Origin of the sequence: Streptomyces nymphaeiformis, assembly GCF_014203895.1 — a bacterium.
In the GTDB taxonomy this organism is placed as follows: domain Bacteria; phylum Actinomycetota; class Actinomycetes; order Streptomycetales; family Streptomycetaceae; genus Streptomyces; species Streptomyces nymphaeiformis.
Genome location: NZ_JACHJY010000003.1, coordinates 521,629 through 544,355, shown reverse-complemented (window position 1 = coordinate 544,355; position 22,727 = coordinate 521,629). Strand labels below are relative to the sequence as shown.

The 22,727-nt window shown below is 74.3% G+C and carries 15 protein-coding genes and 1 pseudogene; 4 read left to right on the top strand and 12 right to left on the bottom strand.

Features of this window, described 5'->3' with window-relative positions; genetic code table 11:
• Positions 1 to 64: 64 nt before the first annotated feature.
• From GGE06_RS12560 to GGE06_RS42520, 5 genes and pseudogenes are all read right to left on the bottom strand, one after another.
• Positions 65 to 9,505 carry a type I polyketide synthase gene (locus tag GGE06_RS12560; protein ID WP_184930991.1) on the bottom strand — a complete coding sequence of 3,147 codons (9,441 nt, stop codon included), beginning with the start codon at positions 9,503 to 9,505 and terminating at the stop codon, positions 65 to 67.
• 378 nt (positions 9,506 to 9,883) lie between these two features.
• On the bottom strand, positions 9,884 to 10,237 hold the full coding sequence (locus GGE06_RS12555) for a hypothetical protein (RefSeq protein WP_116162628.1): 354 nt from the start codon (positions 10,235 to 10,237) through the stop codon (positions 9,884 to 9,886).
• Positions 10,234 to 10,830, bottom strand: a complete 597-nt coding sequence (locus GGE06_RS12550) for an RNA polymerase sigma factor (protein WP_116162630.1) — start codon at positions 10,828 to 10,830, stop codon at positions 10,234 to 10,236. Before GGE06_RS12550 ends, GGE06_RS12555 begins: the two co-directional genes overlap by 4 nt.
• 331 nt (positions 10,831 to 11,161) lie before the next feature.
• Positions 11,162 to 12,190, bottom strand: coding sequence for an aminotransferase-like domain-containing protein (locus GGE06_RS12545; RefSeq protein ID WP_246532537.1), 1,029 nt, complete (start codon positions 12,188 to 12,190; stop codon positions 11,162 to 11,164).
• A 187-nt stretch (positions 12,191 to 12,377) separates the two neighbouring features.
• Positions 12,378 to 12,566, bottom strand: a pseudogene (locus GGE06_RS42520) (GntR family transcriptional regulator); the annotation flags it as partial.
• A 56-nt stretch (positions 12,567 to 12,622) separates the two neighbouring features.
• Here GGE06_RS42520 and GGE06_RS12540 point away from each other — a divergent pair.
• Positions 12,623 to 13,909, top strand: coding sequence for an MFS transporter (locus GGE06_RS12540; protein WP_184930990.1), 1,287 nt, complete (start codon positions 12,623 to 12,625; stop codon positions 13,907 to 13,909).
• 3 nt (positions 13,910 to 13,912) lie between these two features.
• Here the strand turns inward: GGE06_RS12540 and GGE06_RS12535 are convergent, their stop codons facing one another.
• Positions 13,913 to 14,263, bottom strand: a complete 351-nt coding sequence (locus GGE06_RS12535; protein WP_116162634.1) for a PRC-barrel domain-containing protein — start codon at positions 14,261 to 14,263, stop codon at positions 13,913 to 13,915.
• A gap of 56 nt (positions 14,264 to 14,319) precedes the next feature.
• Positions 14,320 to 14,907, bottom strand: a complete 588-nt coding sequence (locus GGE06_RS12530; RefSeq protein ID WP_116165680.1) for a TetR/AcrR family transcriptional regulator — start codon at positions 14,905 to 14,907, stop codon at positions 14,320 to 14,322.
• 119 nt (positions 14,908 to 15,026) lie between these two features.
• Between GGE06_RS12530 and GGE06_RS12525 the strand changes: the two genes are divergently transcribed.
• The 3 genes from GGE06_RS12525 to GGE06_RS12515 all read left to right on the top strand — a co-directional run bounded on the left by GGE06_RS12525 (position 15,027) and on the right by GGE06_RS12515 (position 18,658).
• Positions 15,027 to 15,938: a TIGR03620 family F420-dependent LLM class oxidoreductase gene (locus GGE06_RS12525; RefSeq protein ID WP_116162636.1), complete on the top strand. Its 912-nt coding sequence runs from the start codon at positions 15,027 to 15,029 to the stop codon at positions 15,936 to 15,938.
• Positions 15,939 to 16,051: 113 nt separating this feature from the next.
• Positions 16,052 to 17,140 carry a chitinase gene (locus GGE06_RS12520; RefSeq protein ID WP_184930857.1) on the top strand — a complete coding sequence of 363 codons (1,089 nt, stop codon included), beginning with the start codon at positions 16,052 to 16,054 and terminating at the stop codon, positions 17,138 to 17,140.
• A gap of 102 nt (positions 17,141 to 17,242) precedes the next feature.
• Positions 17,243 to 18,658: an amidase gene (locus GGE06_RS12515; protein WP_184930856.1), complete on the top strand. Its 1,416-nt coding sequence runs from the start codon at positions 17,243 to 17,245 to the stop codon at positions 18,656 to 18,658.
• 43 nt (positions 18,659 to 18,701) lie between these two features.
• Here GGE06_RS12515 and GGE06_RS12510 read toward each other — a convergent pair whose 3' ends face one another.
• The 5 genes from GGE06_RS12510 to GGE06_RS12490 all read right to left on the bottom strand — a co-directional run bounded on the left by GGE06_RS12510 (position 18,702) and on the right by GGE06_RS12490 (position 22,717).
• Positions 18,702 to 19,163 carry a hypothetical protein gene (locus GGE06_RS12510; protein WP_312883120.1) on the bottom strand — a complete coding sequence of 154 codons (462 nt, stop codon included), beginning with the start codon at positions 19,161 to 19,163 and terminating at the stop codon, positions 18,702 to 18,704.
• Positions 19,160 to 19,681, bottom strand: coding sequence for an RNA polymerase sigma factor (locus tag GGE06_RS12505; protein WP_116162642.1), 522 nt, complete (start codon positions 19,679 to 19,681; stop codon positions 19,160 to 19,162). Before GGE06_RS12505 ends, GGE06_RS12510 begins: the two co-directional genes overlap by 4 nt.
• Entirely contained in the window at positions 19,668 to 20,108 is a 441-nt protein-coding gene (locus GGE06_RS12500; RefSeq protein WP_116162644.1) for a DUF3995 domain-containing protein, read from the bottom strand. Before GGE06_RS12500 ends, GGE06_RS12505 begins: the two co-directional genes overlap by 14 nt.
• Before the next feature lie 114 nt (positions 20,109 to 20,222).
• On the bottom strand, positions 20,223 to 21,473 hold the full coding sequence (locus GGE06_RS12495; protein ID WP_184930855.1) for a vWA domain-containing protein: 1,251 nt from the start codon (positions 21,471 to 21,473) through the stop codon (positions 20,223 to 20,225).
• The gene (locus GGE06_RS12490) at positions 21,470 to 22,717 is read right to left on the bottom strand and encodes an AAA family ATPase (RefSeq protein WP_184930854.1); all 1,248 of its coding nucleotides are present in this window, start codon (positions 22,715 to 22,717) and stop codon (positions 21,470 to 21,472) included. The genes GGE06_RS12495 and GGE06_RS12490 overlap by 4 nt, the downstream gene beginning before the upstream one ends.
• Positions 22,718 to 22,727 lie beyond the last annotated feature (10 nt).

The window sequence follows — 22,727 nt, the reverse complement described above, 5'->3', positions numbered from 1 at the left end:
GGAGCACGCCGCGCGCGTCGAACAGGTGGTGCGGAGTGAGGGGTCCGGCGGTGCGGACCCGGGATCAGAGTTCGGAGTCGATGAACGCGAGGAGTTCGTCGACCGAGGCCGACTCGACGCGTGCGGACAGATCGTCGGTGTCGGCCGGGGTCCGCTGGGCGGGCACCCGGGCCACGAGTGCCTGGAGTCGCTGGACGATCTCGGCCCGGACCTCGTCCAGGGTGTCGTCCGGCATCCCGGTGAGCACCGCCTCCAGGCGGTCGAGTTCGGCCAGGCCGGGCAAGGCCGTCACGCCCGCGGAGTCCCCTGCGGCTTCCTCTTCGGCCGGAGCCAGTTCGGTGTGCAGGTGGGCCACGACGGCCTGCGGAGTCGGGCAGTTGAAGAGGAAGGTGGCGGGCAGCCGCAGGCCGGAGCCGGTCTGCAGCCGGTTGCGCAGTTCCACGAGGGTGAGCGAGTCGCAGCCCATGTCCTTGAAGGGCCGGTCGGCGGGGATGCCGGCCGCGGAGGACCGGCCGAGCACGGCGGCCGTCTGCACCCGGACCAGGTCGAGGAGCAGTTCCTCCCGCTCGGCCGGGCTCAGCACCGCGAGCCGGTCGCGCAGGGTCTCGGTCGCCCGGGGCGCCGCCGCCGGCGAGACCTCCGCCGGGCGCGGAGCGGCCGGAGCCAGGTCCCGCAGCACGGTGGGCAGTTGGGCACCCAGCGCGCCGAGGGCGGCACGGTCGAGAGGAGCGGGAACGAGCGCGGGGGAGCCCACGCGCAGTGCCGCGTCGAGCAGGGCCAGACCCTCGGCCCGGTCGATCGGCGCGAGGCCGGTCCGGGCGATGCGCACCCGGTCGGCTTCGGACAGCGAGCCCGCCATTCCGGCGGCGCCCGGCCTGCCCGCGGTCTCCGCCCACATGCCCCAGGCCAGGGAGACCGCGGGCAGCCCCTGGGCCTGGCGGTGCTGGGCCAGGGCGTCCAGGGAGGCGTTGGCCGCGGCGTAGTTGCCCTGGCCGGCGCCGCCGATGACACCCATGACGGAGGAGAAGAGGACGAAGGCCGCGAGATCCTGATCGGCCGTCAGCTCGTGCAGGTTGCGGGCCGCGAGGGCCTTGGCGGCGAGCACGGTGTCGAGACGCTCGGGGGTGAGCGCCGTGATCACGCCGTCGTCGAGCACTCCCGCCGCATGGACGACGGCCGTGAGCCGTACGCCGGCGAGCAGCTTCGCGAGCGCGTCGCGGTCGCCGGTGTCACAGGCCGCGAGCGTGACCTCGGCGCCCGACTCGGTGAGTTCGGCGGCGAGTTCCTCCGAACCCGGCGCGTCGGCGCCGCGGCGGCTGACCAGGAGCAGACGGCGGGCGCCGTGCTCGGTGACCAGGTGCCGCGCGACGAGGCGGCCCAGGGCGCCGGTGGCGCCGGTGACCAGGACCGTGCCCTCCGGGTCGAGGGCCGCGGGAAGCGTGAGGACGACCTTGCCGATGTGGCGCGCCTGGCTGACGTACCGGAAGGCATCCGGTGCCCGGCGGACGTCCCAGGTGCTCACCGGCAGCGGCTTGAGGGCCCCCGACGACAGCAGGGCCATGACCGCCGTGAGCATCTCGCCGATCCGCTCGGTCGGCTCCTGGAGCAGGTCGAAGAAGCGGTAGTCGACGCCGGGGTGCTCGGCCGCGACGAGGGCCGGGTCGCGCAGATCGGTCTTGCCCATCTCCACGAAGCGACCGCCGTGCGGCAGGAGCCGCAGGGAGGCGTCCACGTACTCACCGGCGAGGGAGTTCAGGACGACGTCCATGCCGGCGCGCTCGGTGGCCGCGCCGAACGCGGCCTCGAAGTCCAGCGTGCGGGACGACGCCAGGTGCTTCCCGTCCAGGCCGAGGGCGCGCAGGGCGTCCCACTTGCCGGGGCCCGCCGTGCCGTACACCTCGGCACCGAGGTGCCGGGCCAGCTGCACGGCGGCCATGCCGACACCGCCCGCGGCGGCGTGGATCAGGACGCGCTCGCCCGAGGTCAGACCGGCGAGGTCGACCAGGGCGTGGTACGCGGTGAGGAACACGATCGGCGCGGACGCCGCCTCGGCGAAGGTCCAGTCGGCGGGCATGACGGCGACCCGCCGGTGGTCGGTGACGGCCATAGGGCCGAACGCCCCGGAGAACAGGCCCATGACGCGGTCGCCGACGGCGAGCCCCGTGACGTTCGGGCCGACCTCCGCGACCACACCGGCCCCTTCGAGGCCGAGCGGACCGGGATCGCCGGGGTAGAGCCCCAGCGTGCCCAGGACGTCGCGGAAGTTGACGCCCGCGGCGCGCACCGCGACGCGCACCTCGCCGTCGCCCAGCGGGGCCAGGGCCTCCGGGAAGGGTTCGAGGGCCAGGTGGTCCAGGGTCCCGCGCTCCCGCACCACCATCCGCCAGGCGGCGGTGCCGGCCGGGGGAACCAGGGCACCGGCGGCCGTCACCGGGCCGAGCCGGGGCACGAACAGGGCCGCGTCCCGTACGGCGAGCTGCGGCTCGGCGACGACCAGCGGCAGTGCGGTACGGCAGTCCTGCGCCGTCTCCACGTCGAGGAGCCCGACGCGCCCGGGGTTCTCGGTCTGCGCCGAGCGTGCCAGACCCCATACGGCGGCGGTGTCCGGGTCCGCGTCGGCGTCCGGCGTCGTGGCCACGGCGTCCCGGGTGACGAGCACCAGGCGCGAGTCGGCGAACCGGTCGTCGGCCAGCCAGGCCTGGAGGAGGGCGAGGGCACGGTGCACGGCGGGCGCGGTGGCGCCTTCGTGCTCTCCGAGCTCCGCGAGCGGTGCGAACACCACCGCGGGGGCGAGCAGTCCCGCGTCGACGGCCTCGCCGAGGGCCGTGAGGCCGGCGTAGTGAGGGCCGACGCCGAGGTCGGCGGAGCCGAGCGACACGGCGCGCGGGGACTCCTCCGCCTCCGCCGTGGCCGGCTTCCAGTCCAGGCGGTGGAGCGAGCGCGGCACAGCCACGGCGTCGCTCACCGGGCGCAGGACGAGCTCCTCGACCTCGGCGACCACCGCGTGGGCCTCGTCGAGGAGGGTCAGCGACACCGCGTCCGGTCCGGTGGCCCGGATCAGTACGCGGGCGGAGCGGGCGCCGGGCTGGTGGACGGTCACGCCGCGCCAGGAGAAGGGCAGCAGACGGCGGCCGCCGTCGTCGAGCTCCGTGATGACGATCGGGTGCAGGGCCGCGTCGAGCAGCGCCGGATGCAGCCCGTAGGAGGCGGCGTCGGTGACGGAGGCCGGCAGGGCGACCTCGGCGACCAGGTCGGTGCCGTGCCGCCGGGCGGCGCGCAGGCCCTGGAAGACCGGGCCGTAGGCGTAGCCCGAGGCGGCCAGTTCGGCGTAGCAGCCGTCGACGGGCAGCGGTTCGCCCTCGCCGGCGGGCCGGGCCGCGGCGGGCGCGGCGGCACCGTCGTGCGGGGCGAGCGCGCCGGTGGCGTGCAGCGTCCACGGCTCGACGGCGCCGTCCGGGGTCTCGGTGCGGGCGTGCACGGTCACCGCGCGCCGGCCGTCCTCGCCGGGCGCGGCCACGACGACCTGCACCTCGGTGCGGCCCTCGTCGGGGATCACCAGGGGGGCGAGGAGCGTGAGCTCGGCGACCCGGGGCGTGCCCGTCTGCGAACCGGCGCGGGCGGCCAGTTCGAGGAAGGCGGTGCCGGGCAGCAGGACCGAGCCGAGGACGGCGTGGTCGGCGAGCCAGGGATGGGTGCGGCGGCCGAGCCGGGCGGTCAGGACGGTCTGCCCGGATTCGGCGAGCTCGACGGCCGGGCCGAGCAGCGGGTGACCGGCCGCGCCCTCGGTGCCGCGCGCGGTCAGCCAGTACCGCTCCCGCTGGAAGGCGTACGTCGGCAGGGCGGGCGTCCGCCCCGGGCCGAACACGGCCTGCCACTCGGGGCTCCGGCCGCGGACGTGCAGGGCGCCGAGCGCGGACGCCAGGGTGCGGCGCTCGGGCCGGCCGCGGCGCAGCACCGGCACGAACGCGAGCCCCTCGTCGTCCAGGCAGTCCTGGCCCAGGGCCGACAGCACGCCGTCCGGGCCGAGTTCGAGGAAGGTCCGCATCCCGAGCTCGTGGAGCGCGGCGAGACCGTCGGACATGCGCACTTCCCGGCGGACCTGGCGCACCCAGTAGTCGGCGGTGATCTCGACGGGCCCGCCGGTGACGGTGGACACCATCGGGACGCGCGGCTCCGCGTACCGGACCGTCGCGGTGACGGCGGCGAACGCGTCGAGCATCCCGTCCATGCGGTGGGAGTGGAAGGCGTGGCTGACGACGAGCCGTCGGGTCTTGCGGCCGTCGGCGGCGAACGCGGCGGCGATCTCCTCGACGGCCTCGACGTCGCCGGAGACGACGACGGCCAGCGGGCCGTTGACGGCGGCGATGCTCACCTCGTGCTCGCGGCCCACGAGGAGCGGGGCGACCTCCTCCTGCGAGGCCTGGACGGCCGTCATGGCGCCGCCGGACGGCAGGGCCTGCATGAGCCGGCCGCGCGCGGTGACCAGGGCGCAGGCGTCGGGCAGGGTGAGGATCCCGGCGACGTGCGCGGCCGCGAACTCGCCGATGGAGTGGCCGAGTACGGCGTCCGGGGTCAGGCCCCGGTGTTCCAGGAGGCGGAACAGCGCGACCTGGAGGGCGAAGAGGGCGCACTGGGTGTTCTCGGTGCGGTCCAGCGCCTCGCCGTCGTGGAACATCACCTCGCGGATCGGCGGCGTGCCGGGCACGGAGCCCCGGCAGGCGTCGAGTTCGGCGCACACGGCGTCGAGGGCGGCGGCGAAGACGGGCTCGGACTCGTACAGCTCGCGGCCCATGCCGACGCGCTGGCTGCCCTGCCCGGTGAAGAGGTACGCCAGACCCTCGTCGGTGCGCGCCGTGCCGAGGGTGAGCGCGGAGTGCGGCTCGCCGCGACCCAGCGCGGTCAGGGCGGCGACGGCCTCCGTGCGGTCCTCGGCGGCGACGACCGCGCGGTGGCCGAGGGCGGTACGGGTGGTGGCCAGGGCGCGGCCGAGGTCACGGTCCGACAGCTCGCCGAGGCCGAGGCTGTGGCCGTGGCCGTCGAGGGCGTCGACCAGCGCGGTGGCCTGGGCGCGCAGCGCCGGCTCGGTGCGTCCGGACAGCACCCACAGCGGTTCGGTGCCGCCGCCCTCGATGACGGTCCCGGACACGGAGGTCCCGGCCTCGGGAGTCTCGGACGCGGGGGCCTCGACGGGGGCCTCCGCGAGGACGACGTGGGCGTTGGTGCCGCTGATGCCGAAGGAGGAGACGCCGGCGCGGCGGGTCCTGCCGTCGGTGGCGGGCCAGGGGCGGGGCTCGGTGAGGAGTTCGACGCCGCCGTTGTCCCAGTCGACGAGCTTGCTGGGCGTGCCGATGTTGAGGGAGGCGGGGAGTTCGCCGTGGCGCAGGGCCATGACCATCTTGATGATGCCGCCGACGCCGGCGGCCGCCTGGGCGTGGCCCAGGTTGGACTTGAGGGAGCCGAGCATGAGGGGCCGGCCGTCGCGCTCGCTGCCGTACGTGGCGAGGAGGGCCTGCGCCTCGATCGGGTCGCCGAGGACCGTGCCCGTACCGTGCGCCTCGACCGCGTCGACTCCGGACAGGGGCACGCCGGCGTCCTGGACGGCGGCGCGGATGACCCGCTCCTGGGCCGGGCCGCTGGGCGCGGTGAGGCCGTTGGACGCGCCGTCCTGGTTCACGGCCGTGCCCGCCACGACGGCGAGCACCTCGTGCCCGAGCCGCCGGGCGTCCGACAGGCGCTCCACGACCAGGACACCGACGCCCTCGGCCCAGGCCGTGCCGTCCGCCTCCGCCGAGAAGCTCTTGCAGCGGCCGTCGGTGGCGAGACCCCGCTGACGCGAGAACTCGACGAAGATGCCGGGCGTCGACATGATCGCCACACCGCCGGCGAGCGCGAGCGAGCACTCGCCCGACCGGATGGCGCGCACCGCGAGGTGCAGCGCGACCAGCGACGACGAGCACGCGGTGTCCACGGTCAGGGCCGGGCCCTGGAGGCCGAGGGTGTACGCGACGCGGCCCGAGGCCACGCTCGACGTCGTGCCCGTCAGACCGAACCCGGCGGCACCCGCGCCCGCCTCGCCGAGCCGCGGACCGTACTCCTGGGCCATCACACCGGCGAACACGCCCGTCTGCGTGCCGCGCAGGGAGTCCGGGGCGATTCCGGCCCGCTCCAGGGCCTCCCAGCACACCTCGAGGTAGGCGCGCTGCTGCGGGTCCATCGCCAGCGCCTCGCGCGGCGATATCCCGAACAGCTCGGCGTCGAACTCCGCGGCGCCTTCGAGGAATCCGCCGTTGCGCACGTACGTCGTGCCGACGTGGGCCGGGTCCGGGTGGTAGAGGCCGTCGAGGTCCCAGCCGCGGTCGGCCGGGAAGCCCGAGATCACGTCGCGCTGCTCGGCGACGACCCGCCACAGCGCCTCGGGGGAGTCCACCCCGCCCGGGAAACGGCAGCCGATGCCGACGATCACGACGGGGTCGTCCTGGTCCCGGTCCTGATCCCGCGGCGCTTCGGGGGCCGCGGCCTCCTGCTGCGCGTCCGCGAGCCGTGCGGCGAGCGCGGCCGGGCTCGGGTGGTCGTAGACGACGGTGGTGGGGAGCTTGCGCCCGGTGGCGGTGACGAGCCGGTTGCGCAGCTCGACGACCATCGCCGAGTCGATGCCCAACTCCTTGAACGTCCGCCGGGGTTCGATCTCGCCGACGGAGTCGTAGCCGAGGACGGCGGCGGTGTGCGCCCGCACGAGCTCCAGGGCGGCGGGCCCGGTCAGCGAGCGGTTCGGCTCGGTCTCGGGGGCGTCGTCGGCGTCCTCCGGCAGTACCGCGGCCCGCGGCGCCGGCGTCAGGGCCCGGGCGGCGTGGGGCTGCCCGGAGATCCAGTGGCGGCGGCGCTGGAAGGCGTACGTCGGCAGTTCGGCGCGGGTGGTGCCGGCGGGCAGGACGGCGGACCAGTCCACCTCCGCGCCGTGGCAGAACGCCTCGCCGAACGCGAGCAGCAGCCGCTGCGGTCCGCCCTCGCCGCGGCGCAGGGTGCCGAGCGCGGCGACCGGCAGATCGACGGCCTCCGCCGTCTGCTGGACGGCGAGCGCCAGGACGGGGTGCGGGCTCATCTCGACGAACAGCTCGTGTCCCGCGTCGAGGAGCGCGCGCACGGCGGGCTCGAAGCCCACGGGCTCCCGCAGGTTGCGGTACCAGTAGTCGACGTCCAGTTCGGAGCCGTCGAGGGCCGTGCCGGTGACGGTGGAGTGCAGCGGCACGCTCCCGGCGCGCGACGCGATCCCGGCGAGCTCGGCGGGCAGCGTCTCGCGCACGGCGTCCACGTGCGGGCTGTGCGAGGCGTACGCGACGGGGATGCGGCGGGTACGGACGTCCTCGCCGTACCGCGCGGCCAGCTGGTCCAGGGCGTCGCCGTCACCGGCCACCACGGTCATGCCGGGCGAGTTCACGGCGGCCACGCTCAGGCCCGGGAATCCGGCCAGGTCCTCGCGGACCCGGTCGGCGGGCAGCGACACGGTGAGCATGCCGCCGCCGCGTCCGGCGAGCGCGCCGAGGGCGGTGCTGCGGACGGCGATCAGGCGGGCCGCGTCGTCCACGGTGAGGGCGCCGCTGACGGTGGCGGCGGCGATCTCGCCCTGCGAGTGGCCGACGACCGCGGCCGGTTCGACGCCCGCCGCCCGCCACAGCGCGGCGAGGCCGACCATCACGGCCCACAGGGCGGGCTGCACGACGTCGTCGCGGTCGAGGTCGGGCGCGCCGTCGCGGCCGCGCAGGACGTCGGTCAGCGACCAGTCGCGGTACGGGCGCAGTGCGCGCTCGCAGTCCGCCACGACCTCGGCGAACACGGGGGAGCTGTCGAGGAGTTCGGCGGCCATGCCGACCCACTGCGAACCCTGGCCGGGGAAGACGAACACGGCCTCGCGGACGGCCCCGTGGCCGCTGCCCTCGACCGCGGACGGGGTGACCCGGGCGTCGGCGACCGCGTCCAGGGCGGACAGCAGGTCGTCGCGTCCCGTGCCGGTCAGCACGGCGCGGTGGGTGAAGGCCGTGCGGTCGTGGGCGAGGGACCGGGCGACCTCGGCCACGTCGAATTCCGGCCGTTCGGCGAGGTGCGTGCGGAGTCGGGCGGCCTGGGCGCGGAGCGCCTTGTCGCCGCGTCCGGAAAGCACCCACGCGACGGCTCCGGAGGCGACCGACGCCTTTGTCTCCGGCTTTGTCTCCGGCTTGTTCTCGACGGCCGGGGAGGCCTCTCCCCGCCATTCTCCGAGGACCAGATGGCAGTTTGTACCGCCCATTCCCACCGAAGTGACACCCGCGACGAGCGGAACGTCGGGATTCGGCCACGGACCGGTTTCGGTGGAGGCGGCGATCCGCAGTTCCTCGAACGGGATCTCCGGATTGGGGGTCTGATAGTTGAGCGTTGGAACGAGTTCCCGTTCCTTGAGGCAGAGAACCGTCTTGACGAGACCCGCTATACCAGCGGCGCCTTCGAGGTGGCCGATGTTCGTCTTGACGGACCCGAGCCGGAGCGGATTATCCGGCGTGCGGGAGGAGGAGAATACGGCGCCCAGAGCAGAGGCTTCGATGGGATCGCCGACCCGGGTGCCCGACCCGTGAATTTCGACGTACTGCGCTTGTTCCAGCGGTATACCAGAATTCTTCCAGGCCTCGCGTATGACGCGTTCCTGGGCGTTTTTGTCGGGAGTGGGGAGGGTGGCGCTCGCGCCGTCGCTGCCCACGGCTCCGCCGTGCAGCAGACAGTGGATGCGGTCCCCGTCGGCGAGGGCCCGGCTGAGGAGTTTGAGCGCCACCACGCCGCCGCCCTCACCGCGGACGTAGCCGTTCGCCCGTGCGTCGAGGCTATGACATCGACCGTCGGGCGAGAGGCTGCCGAAGGCCGCGAGGGCCTGGGTGCTCTCCGGCGCGAGGTTGAGGTTGACGCCGCCGGCCAGCGCCGTCACGGACTCGCCGCGCCGCAGGCTCTCGCAGGCCAGATGCACCGCGACCAGCGAGGACGACTGCGCGCTGTCGATCACCATGCTCGGTCCCTGGAGCCCGAGGGCGTACGAGACGCGGTTGGCGATGATGCCGCGGTGCAGGCCGGTCACCGTGTGCGCGGAGGTGGCCTCGGGGCCGGCCGCGTGGGTGAGGGTCGTGTAGTCGTCGGTGATCGCGCCGACGAAGACGCCGGTGGCGGAGCCCGCGAGCGCGGCCGGGACGATGCCGGCGTCCTCGAGGGCCTCCCAGGCGAGCTCGAGGACGAGCCGCTGCTGCGGATCCATCGCCGCGGCCTCGCGCGGAGAAATACCGAAGAACTCGGCATCGAAGGCGTCGACACGGGGCAGAAAACCACCGGGGCGCGGCGAACCGTCGTCCCGGACGCCGAGGTGTGCGCGATCCGCGGGCGGCTCCGCTATGGCGTCGCGGCCATTCCTGAGGAGATTCCAGAATTCGGTGGGGTTCGACCCGCCGGGAAAACGACAGGAAACGCCGACGACGGCGACGGTCCGGTCATCCATCACATGGGGCACTGCGTCGCCCGATGGACGTTCCGTGTCGATCTGTGGTGTTGCCGCCTCAATCTGGGCATGGCGGATCATGGTGTTCTGCTCCCCCCGTAGAAGCACGATCAACGGCGTCGCCGACTCAGCAGCCCTGCCCGTCTCAATCTCGATTCGGACCCTAGCACCGAGGCGGCGCTCCGTAAACCAATGGCCAGAGTGGCGAGTTGGCAGGGAAAACGAATGTGACGGATAATCTGGACGACACTTGCGTGTGCTACAGCGGGGGATCTGTTTCACGCCATGTCGCAGGACGGCCGAAGACTTCCGGCCCGGTGACACCACCCCCGACAGGAGGGTGGCGTCAGGCCGGGCGGAAGCCGGGAGCGGCGGGGACTACTCGCCCTTCGCCGCCGGGTCGGCCTTGGTGAGCGTGCAGACGCCGTCCACGCACTGGCGCTCCAGACGGCCCCGGGAGATGGTCTGCACGAGGCCGACCATCCAGCAGGTGGGGCAGCCGCGGAAGGCGATCAGGGCCAGCGGGGCCGCGAGCAGGGTGATCGGGCCGTAGGCGGGCACCAGCGCGATCGAGCCGATGATCAGCCCGAAGCCGATGACGCCGCGCGCCAGGTGGCGCGGGACGGACTTGCTGGCGAAGTTCGGCGCCGCGGGCGGGGTCTTGACCTCCGTCGGTGCGATGACCGGGGACTTCGCGCCCTGAGGGGGCTTCACGATGTTCACGGTTTTCATGGTGAGTCTCCTTCGACTGGCTGGTCGATGGCTTGATCTGATGCCTGGTCGGTCGCTTCCAGCGCATGACGCAGTGACGCGCGTGCTCTGTGCAGCCGTGACTTCATCGCGGCGGTGCTCAGGCCGAGCGTCTGGGCGACGGTCCTGCCCGGCAGGCCCTGCACGTCCCGCATGATCAGGACCTGCCGCTGCTCGCGGGGAAGGGCGCTGACCGCGGCCGCGATCCGCTCCACCTCCAGCCGGTACAGCACGGCCTCCTCGGCGGAAGGTTCCGCACACGCCTCCGGCTCGGCCGACCCCTCGTCGCGCATGGCGATGAGCAGCCGCACCTGCCGGAGGCACTCGTTGCGCACGATCCGGAACATCCATGAGGCAAGCGCGCCGGTGGCCCGCAAGGTGCCGATCTTCCGGTACAGGATGATCAGCGCCTCCTGTGCGGCGTCCTCCGCGTCCTGCGGGGAGGCGCACAGCGATATGGCGAACTTGCGCACATGCGGCTGCGATTCCATGACGACGGTGGTGAGCGACGTGACGTCGCCGTCCTGAGCGGCCTTGATCAGCCGCTCGTCGGGCCAGGGGAAGCGTTGGTTCATGTGCTACTCATACCGGAAGGCGCCCCGCGCGCAGGCGCTGGTCAGGTGCGGCTCTTGTTGAAGCGGCGCATCAGGTGCCAGCTGCACATACCCACGAGCACGACGCCGACCACGATGATGGCAGTCCACATAGTTCCTGTTCCCTCCGTGTTCCTCCGGCCCGTTCGGCCGGTACACACATAAGAGACGGGGAGGTGCCGAGAGGATTCGCGGTTCCGGGAAGTTTTTTTCGGGACCTGCTCGGGGGCAGGTCCGGACCCGGTCCGGACCCGGTCCGCAGCAGGTCGGGACCCCGGTCCGCGGCCGTTCCAGGGCCGGTCCCGGGCCCCGGCTAGCGCCCCCTGAGGAGGTCGCCGACCGCCGCGATGCCCTCGGAGATCGCCCGCTCGCCGACGTTCCCGAAGCCCAGGACCAGCCGCACCGGCTCGGGCTCGGGTGCGGTGCGACAGGCGCTCATGCCGTAGAGGCCGACGGACCGGGCGCGGGCCGCGGCGACCAGGGCCCGTTCGTCGGTCGGACCGGCCAGGTGCGCGACCGCGTGGAAGCCCGCCGCGAGACCGGTCACCCCGGCCTCGGGAGCGTGCTCGGCGAGCGCGGCCACCAGCGCGGAGCGCCGCGCCGAGTAGGTCGTCCGCATCCGCCGCAGGTGCCGGTCGAAGCGACCGGACTCGATCAGCGTGGCGAGGGCGAGCTGGTCGAGTGCGGGTGATCCGCGGTCGCTCAGCCGCTTCTGTTCGACGACCGCCCCGGTGAGCGCGGCCGGACAGAGCATCCAGCCGATGCGCAGCGCCGGCGCGAGGGACTTGCTCACGGTGCCCAGGGAGATCACGCGGTCGGCGGCGAGGCCCTGCAGGGCGCCCACCGGCACCCGGTCGTAGCGGAACTCGGCGTCGTAGTCGTCCTCGACGATCACCGCGTCCCGGGCGCGGGCCCACTCGATCAGCGCCAACCGCCGCTCGGGTGCCAGGGAGACGCCGGTGGGCCACTGGTGCGCGGGCGTCACGACGACGGCGCGGGCGCCGGTCGCGGCCAGGGCCCGCACGTCGATGCCGTGCTCGTCGACCCGTACGGGAACCGCCGACATGCCCGCCCGGGACGCGGCCGAGGACACCGTGGCCGGTGAGCCCGGATCCTCGTACGCCACCGTGCGGACACCCGTCCCCGCCAGGGCGCGCAGGGCCAGGCCGAGGCCCTGCGCGTAGCCGGAGCAGACGACGGTCCGCTCCGGATCGGCAGCGGCGGCGCGCACGCGCCGCAGGTAACCGGCGAGGACCTCGCGGAGCTCCGCACGGCCGCGCGGATCCCCGTACCCGAGCGCCGACGACGGCATGGCGCGGGCCGCCTCGCGGGTGGCCCACAGCCAGTCGGCGAGGGGGAATCCGCTCAGGTCCGGGACGCCCCAGGCGAAGTCGGCGAGCAGGCGCGGCGACTCCCGGAGCGGTGCGGCGGCCGCCGGTGCCGGCGCCGCGCCGGTCGCGACCCGGGTCGCGACCGGCGCGTGTCACGAGGTATCCCTCGGACTGGAGTTGGGCGTAGCACTCCTGCACGAGCCCGCGCGAGACCCCGAGCATCCGGGCGAACTCGCGGGAGGACGGCAGCCGTTCGCCCACCCGCAGCCGCCCGGTCCGGATCGCGTCCCGCAGTCCCAGTTCCACCTGGGACCGCAGCGTCTCGCCGCTGTCCCGGTCGACGGCGAGGAGCAGTTCGGGCGACAGACCGGACCACTCCAGAGGCATGGAATCGGATCTTACCGGCGACCGCCCGGCCCCCTAGCGTCGCCCGTGTGACCAAGATGCTCAACTCCCAAGCGGAGGGCGCCGGTTCACGGCCGCCCCTGGTGACGCGGCACCTGCTGCTGCGCTTCGTCTCGATCGTCGGCGCCTCGACGAGCTTCTATCTGCTCCTGTCGGTCGTCCCCCTCTACGCCGAGGTGGGCGGAGGCGGCCACGGTGACGCCGCCGGCCTCACCACGGGCACCCTGATGCTGGCCACGGTCGGCGGCGAGCTCGCGACGCCCCGGCTCGTCGCCCGGTTCGGCTACCGCCTGACGCTGGTGGCGGGGCTGTTCCTCCTCGGCGCGCCCGCGTTCGCGCTCGCCGCATCCGGGAACGCGGTCTGGATCGCGGCGGTCTGTGTGCTGCGCGGCCTGGGCTTCGCGTTCACGGTCGTCGCGGGCGGCGCCCTGACGGCCTCGCTCATCCCGGCGGAACGCCGCGGCGAGGGCCTCGCGCTCGTCGGCATCGTGACGGGGATACCGTCGCTGGTGGCGCTGCCGCTGGGGGTGTGGCTGGTGGACCACGTGGGGTACGGGCCGGTGTTCGCCGCCGGAGCCGTGGCCGCGCTGGCCGCCATCGTCTCGGTACCGGGCCTGCCGGACCGCGAGGCCGGGTCGCCGGATCGCGAAGCCGGGTCGCCAGGCCGCGATGCGGGTCTGCGGGGCCGCGATCCGGACTCGCCGGACCGCGAGGCCGGCCGGCCGGACCGCGAGGCGGACCCGGAGCGGCCGATCGGGGTGACGGCGGGATTCCGCACGCCCGCCCTCGCGCGGCCCGCTCTCGTCTTCGCGGCCACCGCGCTCGCCGCCGGAATCCTCGTCACCTTCCTCCCGCTCGCCGTGCCGTCGGCCTCCGCGGGCGTCGTCGCCACGGCCCTGTTCGCCCAGACGGCCGCGGCGACCGCGGCCCGCTGGGTCGCCGGTCGGCACGGCGACCGGCACGGACCGGCCGCGCTCCTCCTGCCCGGCCTCGCCGTCGCGGCCGGCGGAATGCTGCTCACCGCCCTGACCCACAGCCCGGTCGCCGTCGTCCTCGGCACGGCCCTGTTCGGAGTGGGCTTCGGCATCACCCAGAACGCCACCCTGACGCTGATGTACGCGCGCGTCCCCGCCTCCGGTTACGGCACGGTCAGCGCCCTGTGGAACTTCGCCTTCGACGCGGGCATGGGCGTCGGGGCCGTCGGCTTCGGGATCCTCGCCGGCCGGACCGGCTACCCCTGGGCCTTCGCCCTCACGGCCGTCCTGATGCTCACGGCCCTCGCCCCGGCCTGGCGCGACCGCCGGACGGAGGGCGCCCGCGCGTGACGCTCACATGTGGGGCTGGCCGTAGTACCGGGCGAACTGCTCCAGATAGCCGGGCTCTCCGTACTTCGCCTCGTCGAAGTCGGGGGCGCCCCTGATCTGGTCCTTCGTGCGGTCGACGTACACCTTCTCCTCGGCGGTGTCGATCAGTTCGATCGTCCCGGCGGGGAGCAGCACCCGCCTGCCGAAGATCCAGGTTCCGACGTCGACGACGAGGTGGGACGAGTCGACGTCCTCGGAGTGTCTGTCGATCTTCCCGATGGTGCCGTCGGTGGCCTCGACCTTGTAGCCGACGAGATCGGCGCCCTGCCGGTAGCCGGTGCTCGGTCGGTAGTTCCAGATGTCGAACTCGCTCATGGCGGCACCTCTCCTCCCTCCCCATCCTCCCGTGGCCGACCGGCACCCGCACGTCGTCACCCGCGGTGGCCCCGACCGGCGTGCACGGCGTCGACGACCAGGGCGAGCAGCCGGTCGGGCTGTCCGGAGTGCTCGTCGCGGGCCGTGGACAGGGCGATCCCGACGACCAGCTGGAGCAGGTCCTCGGCGGTGAGGTCGGCGCGCGCCGACCCGTGCCGCTGGGCCCGGGCGAGCAGGCCGGTCGCCGCGTCCAGGATCAGCCGGTGGCAGTCGAGGCCGGACCCCGCGGCCTCCTCGACGAGGAGTGCGCCGCCCATGCCCTGGTTGACCCGGGCATGGGTGAGGAAGGCGCCCAGCCACTCGGCGAGGGCGTCGTCGGGGGAGTCCGCGGCGCGCAGCGCCTCCGCCCGCGCGCACAGCGTCTCGATGCGGTCCCTGAGCAGTGCGGTCAGCAGGGCCGGGCGGTTCGGGAAGTGGCGGTAGAGGGTCCCGGGTCCGACCCCGGCCCGGCGGGCGATCTCGTTGAGGGAGGCGCCGGGGCCGGCCTCGGCGAACACCTCGGCCGCCGCCGCCAGCAGGCGCTCCCGGTTGGCGCGCGCGTCGGTGCGCCGGGCGTGCCCGGCGGGGGCTGGGGTGTCGGTCATCGTCCTGTCCTCCGTGATCTCCGGGGTGGCCAAGCGGAGAACCTCTCCGTATCGTAGCGGGCGTCGAAGCGGAGAGCCTCTCCGTTTCGTCTTTCCGTTGTGCTGCCCGAGGAGTACGGATGACTGTCGAAGCACGGACCGGGCTCGGCCGGGTCGGGATCTGGACCTTCGCCTACGAAGGGCAGCCCGCCGGGCGCGTGCGGGAATCGGCCGCGGAACTGGAGGAGTTGGGATACGGGTCCATCTGGTTCGGGGAGGCCTACGGTCGCGACACCTTCGGCCAGGCCTGGCTGCTGCTCTCGGCGACCCGTCGGATCACCGTCGCGTCCGGCATCGCCAACATCGCCTTCCGCGAACCGATCGCCACCGCCGGCGCCGCCCGCACGCTCGGCGAGGCCTTCCCCGGGCGGTACGTCCTGGGCCTGGGCGGCCACCGGGTCGACGACACCGTCCACGAGGTGGACGGCTACCCGGTGCCGACCCGGGGCAGGGCGCTGCACACGATGCGCGCCTACCTGGACGCGATGGACGCGGCGCCCGCCCACGGGCCCGCGCCGGACCCGGCGCCGCGCCGCGTCCTGGCCGCGCTCGGCCCGAAGATGCTGGAGCTGGCCGCCGAGCGCACCTGGGGCGCGCACCCCTACTTCGTCCCCGTCGAGCACACCGAGCGGGCGCGACGGATCCTCGGGCCGCACGCGTTCCTCGGGGTGGAGCAGGCCGTCGTCCTGGACGCCGACCTCGGCAGGGCCCGGGAGGTGGCCACCGCGCACGTCGCCGGATACGTCGCCGCCGCGGCGCACCAGGTGGCGAGCATGCGCAGGCTCGGCTTCGGCGACGAGGACCTCGTGGGCGGACCGAGCCGCCGCCTGGTCGACGCGATCGTCGCGTACGGGGACGTGGACGCGATCCGTCGGCGCGTCGTGCAGCACCTGGACGCGGGCGCCGACCACGTCTGCCTCCAGGTGCTGACCGCCGATCCGCTCGCGCTGCCGGACCGGGAGTGGCGCGAGCTCGCCCCGGCCCTGCTCTGAAACTGGCCAACTCCCCTGTGCGTGAGGGTGGTTGACGAAAGGTCTGGACCAACCTACGGTCTCCTGGAGCGCGCGCCATGCCCAGGATCCCCCACGTCCCCAGGAGCACACGCATGCCAGGCCCTCGGATCACCCGTGTCCTCGGAGCGGGGCTCGTCACCCTGCTCGCCGCCGCCGTCCTCGCCGGCCCCGCCGCCGCCGAAGGCGCGAAGTCCGCCGCCCCGTCCCCGTCGTCCGCCGCCGCGGACACCTGCGCCCTCAAGCCGAAGCCCGCCGGGAAGGTGCTCCAGGGGTACTGGGAGAACTGGGACGGCTCGGCCAACGGCGTCCACCCGCCGTTCGGCTGGGCGCCCATCGACGACCCCCGTTTCGCCGCCCACGGCTACAACGTCGTCAACGCCGCCTTCCCCGTGATCCGTTCGGACGGGACGGTGCTCTGGGAGGACGGCATGGACAGCGGCGTCCGCGTCGCCACCCCGGCGGAGATGTGCCGCGCCAAGGCGGCCGGGGCGACGATCCTCATGTCGATCGGGGGCGCCGCGGCCGGGATCGACCTGAGCTCCCGCGCCGTCGCCGACCGGTTCGTCGAGACCATCGTCCCGATCCTGACCGCGTACAACTTCGACGGGATCGACATCGACATCGAGACCGGCCTCGTCGGCAGCGGCAGCATCGGCACCCTGTCCGCCTCGCAGGCCAACCTGGTCCGCATCATCGACGGAGTGCTGGCCCGCATGCCCGCGGGGTTCGGGCTGACGATGGCGCCGGAGACCGCGTACGTCACCGGCGGCAGCGTGGCCTACGGGTCGATCTGGGGCGCGTACCTGCCGATCGTCAAGAAGTACGCGGACAACGGGCGGCTGTGGTGGCTGAACATGCAGTACTACAACGGCAGCATGTACGGCTGCTCCGGCGACTCCTACTCCGCCGGCACGGTCGCCGGGTTCGTCGCCCAGACCGACTGCCTGAACCGCGGGCTCGTCGTCCAGGGCACCACGATCAAGGTCCCGTACGACAAGCAGGTCCCCGGCCTCCCGGCCCAGCCCGGCGCCGGCGGCGGATACATGGCGCCGACGGCCGTCGCCCAGGCCTGGAACCACTACGGCGGCTCGCTCAAGGGCCTGATGACCTGGTCGGCCAACTGGGACGGCTCGAAGAACTGGACCTTCGGCGACAACGTCAAGGCCCTCCAGGGTCGCTAGTCGCACCGGAGTCACACCGGTGGCCTCGGACCCCTCGCCTGTTACTTGTCGGTAGGCAATGATGGTGGACGACCATCCACACGGCCGGGGGCTGAGGCAACGGTGAAGACTTTCGACGAACGGACCAGGGTGCACGCCTTCCGGGACGACGCCCTGGGGGAGCACGACGCCGTCGGGCTCGCCGAGGCGATCCGGCGCGGCGAGGTCGGCGCCGCCGAGGCGGCCCGGGACGCGGCCGCGCGGGTGCGGGCCGTCGAGGAGCGGCTCCACGCCGTCCAGACGCACGTCGAGATCCCCGTGCCCGGCGCCGCGGCCGGCGGCGCCTTCGCGGGCGTCCCGAGCTTCGTCAAGGACAACACCGACCACCAGGGCCTGCCCACCGGCCACGGCAGCGCGGCCTTCACCCCGAGGCCGGCACGACGGCACGCGCCCTTCGCCCGACAGTTCCTGAGCAGCGGCGTCACGGTGCTCGGCAAGACCCGCCTGCCCGAGTTCGGCTTCAGCCCGTCCACGGAGTACGAGAACGCCGAGCCCGTCCGCAACCCGTGGAACACCGGCCACTCCGCGGGCGGTTCCTCGGGCGGCAGCGCGGCGCTCGTCGCCGCCGGAGCCGTGCCCATCGCCCACGCCAACGACGGCGGCGGCTCCATCCGGATCCCCGCGGCCTGCTGCGGGCTCGTCGGCCTCAAGCCGACCCGGGGCAGGGTCGTGCCGAACGCCCAGAGCCGCCAACTTCCCCTGGACCTCGTCGCCGACGGCATCGTCAGCCGTTCCGTACGGGACACCGCCGCCTTCCTCGCCGCCGCCGAGACGTACTGGCGCAACCCGAAACTGCCGCCCCTCGGCCTGGTCGAAGGACCGTCCGGGAAGCGGCTGCGCATAGGCTTCCTCCTCGACTCGCCGAACGGCGTCGCCTCCGACACCGCCACCCGCGAGGCCGTCACGGAGACCGCGACGCGACTCGAACGCCTCGGCCACACCGTCGAGCCGGTCGAGATGACCATCGACCCGCGCTTCACCGAGGACTTCCTCACCTACTGGGGGATGCTCTCCTTCCTCCTCGGCGCCACCGGCCGGACCCTCGGCCCGGACTTCGACCGGCACCGCATGGACGGCCTCAGCCGGGGCCTGCGCGAGACGTACGTGGAGAACTGGCGGCGCACCCCGGGCGTCCTGCGCCGGCTGAAGCGCACCAAGGTGGCGTACGCGGCGGCGTTCCGAGGGCTCGACCTCCTCCTCACCCCCGTCCTCGCCCACCCCGCGCCGCCGATCGGCCGGCTTGCACCGACCGTCCCCTACCCGGAGCTCGTCGAACGGATCCTCGCGTACGTCGCGTTCACCCCGGTCGACAACGTCGTCGGCACCCCGTCGATCTCGCTGCCCAGCACCCGGGCCACGGACGAAGGGCTGCCCATCGGCGTCATGTTCTCCGGCCGGCCCGGAAGCGAACGGACCCTCCTGGACGTGGCGTTCACCCTGGAGGCGGACCGCCCCTTCCGCCGGATCCAGGACCTCTGAGCATCACCTGCACGGTCGGCACCGTCCCCTCGGAGCACGCCTCCTAGCGGACGGCACCGTCGACCCGTTCGGCGAGGCGCGCCATGGCCCGCTCCAGTTCACGGCGCGCCCCGAACGGGACGATCGCGGCGCGCCCCGGGACGCGCACGCCGCCGGTGAGCGCCACCCTGGTCCGGCCGCCCTCGTCCACCGCCGCCATCCCGATGACCAGGAACCGGCTCTGCAACCAGCACCAGCCCGGCCGCAGCACGCCGTGGAGACGGGCCCGGAGACCGTAACGGCTGCGGGCGAGGGCCTCCACCCGGTCGCCGTCCCTGCGCACGATCCGCACCGACCGCATGTCCGGCTGGAACTCCCCGAAGCCGCCCTCCAGATCCCCCATGACGGCCCACACCGCGTCCAGCGGCGCGGGCAGCACCCGCTCCACGATCCGCGCGCCCCGGACACCGGCGCCCATCACCCGGAGCCGCCGCACGTCGTCGATCATCGCCTCGTCACCGTTCACGCGGACCACGCCCTCCGGAAGCTCTGCCGTGCCCGGTGCAACCGGGACTTCGCCGTGCCGGCCGGCACCCCGAGGAGCGCCGCCGCGGCCTCCTCGTCCATCCCCTCGACGTCCCGCAGCACCAGCACCGCCCGGTGCCCGGGCGACAGCCGGGCCAGGACGTCGCCGATGTCGGCGGCCAGCTGCGGATCGCCCCGCTCCGGCACGTCCGGGAGCTCCGCGGGCCGTGCCCGCGCCGCCCGCTTGGCGACCCGCACCGCCTCCCGTACGGAGATCGCCCGCACCCACCCGTACAACGCCTCCGGCTCCCGCAGCGATCCGAGCGAGGTGAAGACGGAGACCAGGGCCTCCTGGGTGGCGTCCGGCCCGTCGTCGAGGGCGATGGGGCCGCAGATCCGGGCGATGTACGGGGTGAGGTGGTCGAGCAGGTCGTGCAGGGCCAGGGTGTCGCCCCGCCGCGCGGCCCGGACGAGCGCGACGCCCCGGTCGACGGGACCGGCGGCCTCAGCGGGCGGCACGCAGGGCCTTCCAGCCGAAGACCAGGGACAGCGGCGTGTACAGCAGGGCGTTCAGCCAGGGGAAGGCCGCCCCGGATCCGTCCCGGCCGACCACGATCCACACCAGACCGGCCGCCCCGCGCAGCAGCATCCCGCCCGCCACGGCGTACGTGACGAGGCGCGGGATCCGGCGGCCGCGGACGCCCCGCGCGTGGGCCGCCACGGCGACCGCGGCGCCCCCTTCGAGGACGGCCAGCGGCAGCACCACCGCGGGACCGAAGGACACGACAGCGCCGAGGACGGCGAGCGAGAGGCTCCGCTCGTCGGCGGCCGGCCAGGTCAGGCCGGTCGCCCAGTAGACGTGCACGAGCGCGAGGACGGCGAGCAGCACGGCGACCGCACGCCCGCCGCCGGCCGTACGAGGCCGCTCGATGTCGATGACCGCCATGAGGTCCCCTCCGTATCGGGGTCGGAATGCCGCCGCCGAGGGGCGCCGACACCTGAAGGAGGACCCGAACCGGGCAGGGGTTCCCTGTGATCCGGATCACGTACGACCGGTGGGCTAGCCACCGATCTCGACCACACGGGCCCACTCCGGCGGCCCGGCCGGCACGTGGTCGGGGTCGTCCTCGTTCCACGAGCGGAACCTCCGCGCACGGGGGAAGAGACCCACCACCGTCCGGCACGCGGGACGCGTGGCCGGCCACGGCGTCTGACCGTCGGTCAGGACCACGAGCACGTCGGGGCGCGGGCGCGCCCGCAGCGCCGCGGCGAAACCCGTGCGGAGGTCCGTACCCCCGCCGCCCATCAGCGGGATGCCCTCCGCCTTGCACAGCGGGTGGACGATCCGCGCCGCCGCGTCGCACGGCAGCACGGTCACCAGATCACGCCGGCCGCCCAGCGCCCGGGAGATCGCCGTCACCTCCAGGAGCGCGCTGCCCAGTTCGGCGTCGCTCACCGAGCCCGAGGTGTCGATGACGACGGAGACCCGGGGCGGGCTGCGCCGCAGACTCGGCAGCACCGCCCCGGGCACCGACGCCGACCGCCGTGACGGACGCCCGTACGAGTAGTCGTCCCCGGCACCGGAACCGTAGGCCGCCGACCTGACGGCCGCCCCGAGCAACTCCCGCCACGCCTGCGGCGGATGGAACGCCTCCTCCGCCCACCGCCGCCACCCCGCCGGGGTGCTGCCCGGCCGGCCGGTGATGGCCTGGGCCACCCGGAACCGCACGGCGTCCTGCTCCTGGGTGCTCAGCCCGTCGGCGCCGTCCGCGCCGAGGTCCCAGGCCCGTTCGAGGCCGTCGGCTCCGCTGCCGCAGTCCAGCCAGCCCGCGTCCCTGGTCCGCGAGCCGAGCTGGAACTGCCGCAGGTACTCCTCCATCAGCTTTCCCTCGGGAAGACCGAGGAGCTCGGGATGCACGGCCCCCTCCGGCCTGGGGAGGCCGTCGCCGAACACGTCGTCGTTGATCTCGCAGTCCGCGGCGATGTTCATCCGCAGCCGCTCGCCCGAACCCGTCAGACCCCGCTCCCGCGCCACCCGGTCGCTGCGCCCGTGGTGGTCGCGGAGCAGATGCGTCACCTCGTGCACCCACACCCCGGCGAGCTCCTCCACCGGGGTCCGGTCGACGAAGCCCGGCGAGACGTAGCAGCGCCAGTGACGGTCCACCGCCATCGTCGGCACCTGCCGCGACTCCACGGTGTGCAGGGCGAACAGCGCCGTCGCCAGATACGGCCGGACCCGCACGGCATGCAGCCGGGCCGCGTACAGCTTCTCCCGATCGAGCGCCGGGGCGACCCGTGTGTCCGGGCTCATCGCCCCGTACCCGCGCCCGCGCCGGCCGCGACGCGGTCGCCCGCCCGGTCCGCGCGCCGGGACAGGGACACGACGCCGGCCAGCCGCTCGATCGACTCCGGAACGTCCCAGTCCTCCCGGCGCAGCCCCGCCAGCGTCGTCGCCGGTACGACCACCAGATCCGGAGCCCCCGAATCGAGCGCGCGGACGAGCAGCGCCCACGCCGCGTCCCAGCGGGACTTCTCCGGGCGCCGGGCGACCGCCGCGACGACCCCCTCCAGAGCCGCCAGGCGGCGGTCGCCGCGCTCGGGCAGCTCGGCGCCCTCGGGGTCGGCGAGGAGCAGTTCGGGATCGGGGAGGTCCATCCGGTCGAGCCAGGCGAGGAGTTCGAGCCCCGGCCCGTCCCCGACGACCCCGCGCACCAGCTGCGAGAGCACGTCCCGGGACACCCCCGCGGCGGTCGCGAAGGCGATGAGCCGCAGCGCCATCTCCCAGCTCCGGGGCGAGGGCCAGGCGCCGCCGCGCAGCGCCTCACCGCCGGGCAGCCGGTGCACGAGCGCCGGACGGGCCGTCAGCAGACCGCAGACCGCCCGCCGGGCGACGTCCACGGCCTCCGTCAGCCTCGCCGGGTCGAGGCGGGGGAGCGTGGCGCGCGGCCAGACACCCCCGAGGCCGCGGACCACGACCTCGGCGTCGTGCGTCCACTGCAGATGGACGAAACGGTTCGCGAGCGGCGGGCTCAGCTCCCAGCCGTCGGCGGCCGAGGACCGCGGATTGGCGGCGGCGACGATCCGTACGTCGGGCGGGAGGACGAGCGTCCCGATCCGCCGCTCCAGGACGAGCCGGAGCAGGGCCGCCTGGACGGCCGGCGGAGCGGTGGACAGCTCGTCCAGGAACAGCAGGCCCCGGCCGGCCCGTACCAGCCGCACGGCCCACTCGGGCGGTGCCATCGGCACGCCCTGTTCCGCGGGGTCGTCGCCGACGATCGGGAGTCCGGAGAAGTCGGTGGGCTCGTGCACGCTCGCGATGACGGTGGTCAGCGGCAGGTCGAGCGAGGCGGCGAGCTGCGTCAGGGCCGCGGTCTTGCCGATGCCCGGCTCACCCCACAGGAGCACCGGGAGGTCGGCGGCGACCGCCAGGGTCAGCGCCTCCAGCTGGGGGTCGGGCCGGGGCTCGGTGTCGGTGTCGCGCAGGAGGGACAACAGGGCGCCGGCGACGTCGAGTTCGGCGGTCGGGGCAGGGGAGGAGGGCATGGCTGTGGGCATGGGAGATCAC